This window comes from Sulfitobacter sp. 15WGC (assembly GCF_005068605.1).
Classification (GTDB): Bacteria; Pseudomonadota; Alphaproteobacteria; order Rhodobacterales; family Rhodobacteraceae; genus Sulfitobacter; species Sulfitobacter faviae.
Genome location: NZ_SZNL01000031.1, coordinates 6,436 through 13,735, shown reverse-complemented (window position 1 = coordinate 13,735; position 7,300 = coordinate 6,436). Strand labels below are relative to the sequence as shown.

General features: G+C 57.1%; 7 protein-coding genes. 2 read left to right on the top strand and 5 right to left on the bottom strand.

Translation table 11 applies throughout. The features are described 5' to 3' along the window. Positions 1–80: 80 nt before the first annotated feature. The 3 genes from FCK22_RS16945 to puuE form a co-directional block, all read right to left on the bottom strand. Positions 81–1,505 (bottom strand): nucleobase:cation symporter-2 family protein, encoded by a 1,425-nt coding sequence (locus tag FCK22_RS16945; protein WP_067264941.1) that lies wholly within the window; start codon positions 1,503–1,505, stop codon positions 81–83. A gap of 61 nt (positions 1,506–1,566) precedes the next feature. Then, positions 1,567–2,049 carry an ureidoglycolate lyase gene (locus tag FCK22_RS16940; protein WP_067264940.1) on the bottom strand — a complete coding sequence of 161 codons (483 nt, stop codon included), beginning with the start codon at positions 2,047–2,049 and terminating at the stop codon, positions 1,567–1,569. Further along, a complete protein-coding gene (gene puuE / locus FCK22_RS16935; protein WP_067264939.1) occupies positions 2,046–3,458 on the bottom strand; it encodes an allantoinase PuuE in 1,413 nt (470 codons plus the stop codon). The genes FCK22_RS16940 and puuE overlap by 4 nt, the downstream gene beginning before the upstream one ends. A 147-nt stretch (positions 3,459–3,605) precedes the next feature. Between puuE and uraH the strand changes: the two genes are divergently transcribed. After that, the gene (gene uraH, locus FCK22_RS16930) at positions 3,606–3,959 is read left to right on the top strand and encodes a hydroxyisourate hydrolase (RefSeq protein ID WP_067264937.1); all 354 of its coding nucleotides are present in this window, start codon (positions 3,606–3,608) and stop codon (positions 3,957–3,959) included. A 21-nt stretch (positions 3,960–3,980) separates the two neighbouring features. On the opposite strand, the gene FCK22_RS16925 is transcribed toward uraH, so the two are convergent. Beyond that, a complete protein-coding gene (locus FCK22_RS16925) occupies positions 3,981–4,880 on the bottom strand; it encodes a LysR family transcriptional regulator (protein ID WP_067264935.1) in 900 nt (299 codons plus the stop codon). Between the two features lie 100 nt (positions 4,881–4,980). Between FCK22_RS16925 and FCK22_RS16920 the strand changes: the two genes are divergently transcribed. Next, entirely contained in the window at positions 4,981–6,213 is a 1,233-nt protein-coding gene (locus tag FCK22_RS16920; RefSeq protein ID WP_067264931.1) for a urate hydroxylase PuuD, read from the top strand. 84 nt (positions 6,214–6,297) lie between these two features. On the opposite strand, the gene FCK22_RS16915 is transcribed toward FCK22_RS16920, so the two are convergent. Next, positions 6,298–7,200, bottom strand: coding sequence for a LysR family transcriptional regulator (locus tag FCK22_RS16915; RefSeq protein ID WP_067264954.1), 903 nt, complete (start codon positions 7,198–7,200; stop codon positions 6,298–6,300). Positions 7,201–7,300 lie beyond the last annotated feature (100 nt).

The following is a 7,300-nucleotide window of genomic DNA, read 5'->3' as shown; positions in this document are numbered from 1 at the left end:
TAGCAAAAAAATGCGGCGCAGGGTTTGCGCCGCATTCTTTTTTCATCATTCGCAACAGTACGCCTGCTGCAAAGGGTTTGTCAGACACTGTCAGTTTTGCTTAGCGAGCCCTTTCCATACCCGGACATCCCGCCGGAGACTTCCTCGGTGGATTCGCTTGAAAGCTCCTCGGGCAGTGCGAGGTTGAGCACGATGGCAATAACAGCCGCGGGCAGAATGCCGGAAGTCGCCAAGACCTTCAGAGTTCCCGGCAGGTACTGAAGCGCGTTCGGCTCAAGCTGCAGACCCAGGCCGAGCGACAGCGAGATGGCAAAGATCACCATGTTGCGCCGGTTCCAGTTCACATCTGACAGCATCGAAATGCCCGCCGCCACCACCATGCCGAACATGACGATGACGCCCCCGCCCAGCACTTCGATCGGGATCGAAGAAATTATGGCACCGATTTTGGGCACAAGGCCGCATACGATCAGGAAAAGTGCGCCAATGGTGACGACCATGCGGCTCATCACACCCGTCATGGCGATCAGGCCGACGTTCTGGCTGAACGATGTATTGGGCAGCGCGCCGAAAAAGCCCGAGATCGCCGTGCCGATCCCGTCGGCATAGGTCGCGCCCTGAATTTCGCGATCCGTCGCCTCCCGACCGGCGCCGCCCATGGTGATACCGGAAACATCGCCCACCGTCTCGATGGCCGAGACAAAGGACATGGCGCAGAAACCGACGATGGCCGCAACGGTGAATTCAAGACCAAAGTGAAGTGGATTTGGCAGAGCAAAGCTCGCGGCCCGCCCGACATTACCCAGATTGACCTGTCCGAGTGCAACGGCGACCGCATAGCCGACCAAAAGGCCAATCAGCACCGCCGATACGGACAACATGCCCCGGGTAAAGAATTTCAGCCCAAGCGTCACCAGGATCACCGTTCCGGCCATGAACCAGTTGAGACCCGAACCGTATTCTTCCGTACCGATTGCCGGCACGCCGCCCGCTGCGTATTGGATGCCGACCTTGACCAGCGCCAGACCAATCATAGTCACGACCAAGCCGGTCACCAGCGGCGGCAATGCAAATCGCAGCCTACCGATGAAAAGCCCCAGAAAGGCGTGGAACAGACCGCCCGCGACGATCCCACCCATCAAGACCGCGATCGCGTCGACGCCTTTGCCCGCGACGAGCGGGATCATAATCGGTATGAAAGCAAAGGATGTCCCCTGCACGATGGGCAGGCGCGCGCCAACAGGGCCAAGCCCAACCGACTGGAAAAGCGTCGCAATCCCTGCAAAGAACATAGACATCTGAATCATGTAGATCATTTGCGGGAAGTCAGGGCTGTTCGAGCCAAAGCCGAAGCCTGCAGCGCCGCAAACGATGATCGCCGGTGTGACGTTCGATACGAACATCGCCAGCACGTGCTGAATTCCGAGTGGCACCGCTTTTGTTAACGGCGGGGTATAATTTGGATCGCGGAGCTGGTCCGGCGTTCCGATAGATGCATCAGACATTGTGATTGTTTCTCCCTATTGATGCGTGGGCCGGCTCCCTTATTCTTTGCCGATTTATTGATTATCGCTCGATGATGAATGGCTCATCGAACCAGTGTTCCTCCAGATTTGGGCCGTCGCTGACCCGATCGACAACGATGAACAGCCCCGGATCGGACAGCGGACACAAAACCCCGTGCCAGACGTTCCGCCCGATGTTCACCGCCTGCCCTGATCCGGCAATAAACGCGCGGGGCGCGAACGGGGCCCCGTCCTTATCTTCCGCCAGCACGACAAGATATTCGCCTTCCTGCATCGGCATGAAAGCTTGGCTTCCCAGCGGATGCCGTTCCATCATTTCCATTGTGAAAGGCATCGAGAACGACTCGGATTGAAAGACGCTGACCCCGAGCCGACCATCAACGTCTAATGTCGCACGATCGTGGAAACGTCCGCAGCGCCCTTGGTTGATCAGCTTGTCGGGCATGTCCGACGCGTCGATCAGCTCTGCCAACCCCGCGATGGCTCCAGAACTGATTTTGTTTGCCGTCAAAATGTTACTCATGATGCAAACTTCTCAATCAGGCGCAGTTCTGCGATGCGTTCCACCTGCCTGCAGGCTTCGGAGAACTCGGTATCGCGGTCATTTCCGATGCGGCGGTGAAATGCTTCGAGAATGCTCGATTTCGTGTTGTCCTTCACTGCAATGATGAAGGGAAAGCCGTGCCGTTCCACATACTCTCTATTGAGTTTCTGGAAGCTCTCCCGCTCTTCATCGGTCAGCAGATCCAGCCCTGCCCCCTTCTGTTCAAGGGTGCTCTCCTTAGTAAGGCGGCCGGCAGCTGCCAGTTTTCCTGCCAAATCGGGGTGTGCGGTCAGAACCCCCAAACGCTGTTCTTCGGAAGCATTGCGGAATACCCGCGCTAGTGCGTTGTGAATACCTGCTGCATTGTCATGGGTCGCGCCAAGCTCAAGATCGAATGCGCCCTCTGCGATCCACGGGCTGTGTTCGAACACGCCGCCGAATTCGGCGACAAAGGTTTCCCGGTCCATATCAGATGGCACGATACCTTTGGCTGGCGGATGCAGGCTGGCCCAGTGATCGGCGATCTGTTCGCGCGTGGCGAACCAGACCCCCTCATGTGTCGCAAAATGCTCCAGAACCCGCTTCAGAGCCATGGCACGGCCCGGCCGTCCAATAAGACGGCAGTGCAACCCGATCGACAGCATCTTCGGCGCGCCCGCGACCCCTTCGGCATAGAGCATGTCGAAACTGTCCTTGAGATAGCTCTCGAACTGGTCACCATTCGTGTAGCCCGCTTGGATCGCGAACCGCATGTCATTGCAGTCCATCGTGTAGGGCACGATCAACTGGTCTTTGCCCCCGGCCCTGACCCAATAGGGCAGATCATCGGCATAACTGTCAGCGATATAGGCGAAGTTACCTTCCTCGGCGGCAAGGTCTACAGTATTCATGGAGCAGCGCCCGGTGTACCAACCGCGCGGGGCCTCCCCCACCACTTCGGTATGCAGGCGGATTGCCTCGCGGATCTGGGCGCGTTCTTCGTCCGGCTCCATGTCCTTGTGTTCAATCCACTTCAGACCATGGCTGGCAATTTCCCAGCCCGCATCCTTCATCGCCTTGAGTTGTTGCGGCGCCCGCATCAGGGCAGTCGTCACGCCATAGACGGTGATCGGCGTATCTTTTAGCAGATCGTGAACCCGCCAGAAGCCTGCGCGGCTGCCGTACTCATAGATCGATTCCATGTTCCAGTGGCGTTGACCCGGCCAAGGAGCGGCGCCGGTAATTTCCGAAAGAAAGGCTTCGGACGCGGCATCACCGTGCAGGATATTGTTCTCGCCGCCCTCTTCATAGTTCAGTACGATCTGTACGGCAATTTTTGCACCGTTTGGCCATTGCGCGGCCGGGATGCTACGACCATAGCCGGTCATATCTCTTGGGTAACGGTTCACTTGGATATTCCTTCTTGCTTTCTACATCCTAAACTCAAAAACCCAGACGCTTTTTCAAAAAATAATTAAAGGAGCCTTCTGCCCGTCGACATTTGTCACGGAAACCAATTCTGCGTAAACACGATTAACCTCGGAGGAGAAGTTTGAATGGCCGGCTACCTTACCACCCATGTGCTCGACACTGCGCGGGGCTGCCCCGCCAAGGGCTTAAAAATCGAATTGTTTCGCCTCACTGGTTCCGATCGGCATTTGTTGAAAACATTGACGACAAACGACGACGGGCGCACGGATGAGCAGATCTTGCCCGAGACAGCGTTCGAGCTGGGCGAATATGAACTGCTGTTCCATGCAGGTGCCTATCTGGATGCAAGCGACACGCCGCCTGAAGACCCACGCTTCCTAAACGTGATCCCCATCCGGTTTGGCATGTCCGAACAGTCTCACTACCATGTGCCCCTCCTGCTCTCTCCTTTCGGCTACTCTACATATCGCGGCAGCTGAAGCATCGCGGGCGCATCTCGGCTAGATCGTCGCGGCGATCCGGTCGACCATGAATTCCATGAACAGGCGCGTTTTCGGGTCTTGGCGGCGGCGGTGGGTGAACAGGCAGGCCATCTGGATCGGCTCGGGCGGCGTCTTTTCCGCGACCGGGACCAAAGCGCCGGTCCGGAGATGGTCCGCAATCTCGAAAACCGGTTTCATCGCGACACCATGCCCCGCAAGGGCCCAATCGGTGAGCACGTCACCGTCGTCAGATTCGTAGCGCCCCGAGACCCGAAAACGTTTGGGGCCGTCCTTTGTCTTGAGCAACCACCGAAATTCGGTCGCCCCCGGGAAGCGTAGGTTAAGGCATTCATGCCCTTCCGAAACCAAAGCATCTCCACCGACGGGCATGCCCCGCCGCACGATATACTCTGGCGAGGCACAGAGCACCCGTTCGACATCCGCAATCTTCCGAATGCGTAGATTGCTGTCTTCGGGCTGACCTAGGAAAAACGCGAGGTCCAGTCCTTCGGTCGTCAGATCCACCTTGCGGTCCGTCAAACGCAAGCGCACGCTGACCTCGGGATAACTCTTCAAGAAGTCGGGAACCTGCGGCGCGATCAATCGACGCCCGACACCCAAGGGCGCCGCCACATAAAGCGAGCCTTTAAGATTTTCGGTGATGTTGACGATCTGCGCCTCGGCGCTTTCGACGGCTTCGAGGATCTCAGTCGCGCCCCGGTAGAAAGCCTTTCCCTGCTCGGTCGGGGAAAGACTGCGCGTTGTCCGTTGGAAAAGCCTGACACCAAGCCGTTCTTCCAACTGGGAAATCCGAGATGACGTCACAGCAGGAGATATCCGCAGATCTCGTCCCGCGGCAGACATGCTGCCAAGTTCATAGACGCGCACGAAGGTGCGGATGTTATCGAAGTAGGACATTATTCTGTCTTTTTTGATGCTGCTTGGTCCCTCATCGCGATACCAGAACAAAGCAGTCTCGCCTAGTGTGCTGGAAAATTCGAATCTTAGGAGGCAAGCCATGTACGATTTGGCAATTCTGTGGGACTGGATCGCGTTCAGCGTGCGCTGGCTGCATGTGATCACTGCAATGGCATGGATCGGTGCATCGTTCTACTTTATCGCGCTCGACCTCATGCTGAAGCCAAACGACGCCCTGCCCGAAGGCGCCTATGGCGAAGAGTGGGAAGTGCATGGCGGGGGCTTTTATCACACCGTCAAATATCTGGTGGCGCCCGCCCGGATGCCTGAACACCTGACTTGGCACAAATGGCAAAGCTACAGCACTTGGCTGTCCGGCGCGGCGCTTTTGATGATCATCTACTGGGTGGGCGGTGAACTATTTCTGCTCGATCCCACCAAGGCCGATCTCTCGCTTTGGCAGGGCATCCTGATCTCCGGCGGCTCCTTGACGATCGGTTGGCTGCTATACGACGCGATGTGCAAATCGAAACTTGCCGATCACCCCACGGTTTTGATGCTGCTCTTGTTCGTGATCCTTGTGTTCATGTCCTGGGGATACAACCAGATCTTTACCGGCCGGGCGGCACTGCTGCATCTCGGCGCGTTCACAGCGACGATCATGACTGCCAACGTGTTTTTCCAGATCATGCCCAACCAGCGGGTCGTCGTCGAAGACCTCAAGGCGGGACGGACGCCTGATGCGAAATACGGCAAGATCGCCAAGGTGCGCTCGACACATAACAACTACCTGACGCTGCCGGTGGTGTTCTTGATGTTGTCGAACCACTATCCGTTGGCTTTTGGAACTGAGTTCAGCTGGATTATCGCCAGCCTGATCTTTCTGACCGGGGTCACCATTCGCCACTACTTTAACACGATGCACAAAACCGGAACCGGCCCACATTGGACTTGGGCAGTGACCGTGTTGCTGATGATTTTGATCGCTTGGCTCTCTACCATTCGGACAGGCGAGACTTGGGAGGACGCAGAGGCCCGTGCGTTGACGGCATACGAACAGACCTATGCCGCCGCCGAGGGGTTCGAAAATGCCTACGACACCGTCATCAGCAACTGTTCGATGTGCCATGCCCGAGAACCGGTCTGGGGCAATATGCAGTGGGCGCCGAAAGGCGTCTACCTTGAGACACCGGGCGACGTGGCGCGTCATGCTGAGCAGATTTATCTCCAAGCGGGCGTGAGCCATGCCATGCCGCCGCCGAACGCCGTACAGATGGATGAAGAAGCGCGGCGCAGCATTGTCGCGTGGGTGCGCGAAGTACGTCGTCAGTAGCGCTGCGCATTCCGCGTTGTTTTGGCTTTCGGCATGCAGGCAGCAGGCGGCGGACCAAACCCCGAGGATGAATGTGCTCAAGCCTCAGGCAAAGAAGCGTTTGCTGTTTCGCGCGATGTGATCAACGAAGAGACGGACCTTCGGATCCTGAAGCTTTTTGTGGGGATAGAGACAGCCAAAAATGGTCGGTTTTGGTGGGGCGTGAGGCAATACTTCGACCAGCCGTCCCGATTTCAGGTGTTCGCGCACGTCAAAGCGGGGTTTGTTGATGATCCCGCGCCCGGCCAGCGCCCAATCGGTCAAGACATCACCGTCATCGGCATCGAACCGTCCGCGAACTTCCAGTTTTCGGGGGCCCATATCGGTCTGAAGCGTCCAGTAATACTCTGGTGACCTCGGATACCGAAGTAGAAGGCAGTTGTGCGCCTGATCGTGAAGATCGTCAGGCGTCTTTGGCGTTCCAGAGCGAGACAGATAATCGGGCGAGGCGCACAAGGCCCGATCGCAATCCGCGAACTTTCGCAGCTTCATCGTGGAATCGCTCGGCTCGCCGATGAAGAACGCGATGTCGAGCCCATCGGCCATGATGTCCACCCGTCGGTCAGAGAGCCGCATCCGAATCTCAGTATCGGGATAGGTATCAAAAAACTCGGGCACCAAGGGCGCAACTATCCGTCGCCCGACCCCAAGTGGGGCCGTGATGCGCAGGGTGCCCCGCGGGGCGTCGGAAAAGCTGGCGACCCGGGCCTCGGCATTGTCCAAGGCCTGTAGAATGGCATGGGCTTCTTCGTAGAATACGGTGCCTACTTCTGTCGGGGTTATTGAACGTGTCGTCCGATTAAAGAGACGCACTCCAAGATGTTTTTCAAGCTCTTTCAAACGCTTGCTTGCAACGGCAGGGGTCAATCTCAGATCCCGGCCACCGGAAGTAATGCTTCCCAGTTCCATCACGCGAACGAAAACGCGCAGGCTTTCGATATAAGACATATAGGTGACCTCCTCACCCAATGAGGATGCCCAAGCCCCGATCTACTTTCAACGATCTGTTGAAAGTATTTAGCGTTTCAGGTGATTTTTTTTTACCTAA

Excerpts from the sequence above, each read along its gene's own strand:
- FCK22_RS16945 (WP_067264941.1), bottom strand. The coding sequence starts at position 1,505 with ATGTCTGATGCATCTATCGGAACGCCGGACCAGCTCCGCGATCCAAAT.
- FCK22_RS16940 (WP_067264940.1), bottom strand. The coding sequence starts at position 2,049 with ATGAGTAACATTTTGACGGCAAACAAAATCAGTTCTGGAGCCATCGCG.
- uraH (WP_067264937.1), top strand. The coding sequence starts at position 3,606 with ATGGCCGGCTACCTTACCACCCATGTGCTCGACACTGCGCGGGGCTGC.
- FCK22_RS16925 (WP_067264935.1), bottom strand. The coding sequence starts at position 4,880 with ATGTCCTACTTCGATAACATCCGCACCTTCGTGCGCGTCTATGAACTT.
- FCK22_RS16920 (WP_067264931.1), top strand. The coding sequence starts at position 4,981 with ATGTACGATTTGGCAATTCTGTGGGACTGGATCGCGTTCAGCGTGCGC.
- FCK22_RS16915 (WP_067264954.1), bottom strand. The coding sequence starts at position 7,200 with ATGTCTTATATCGAAAGCCTGCGCGTTTTCGTTCGCGTGATGGAACTG.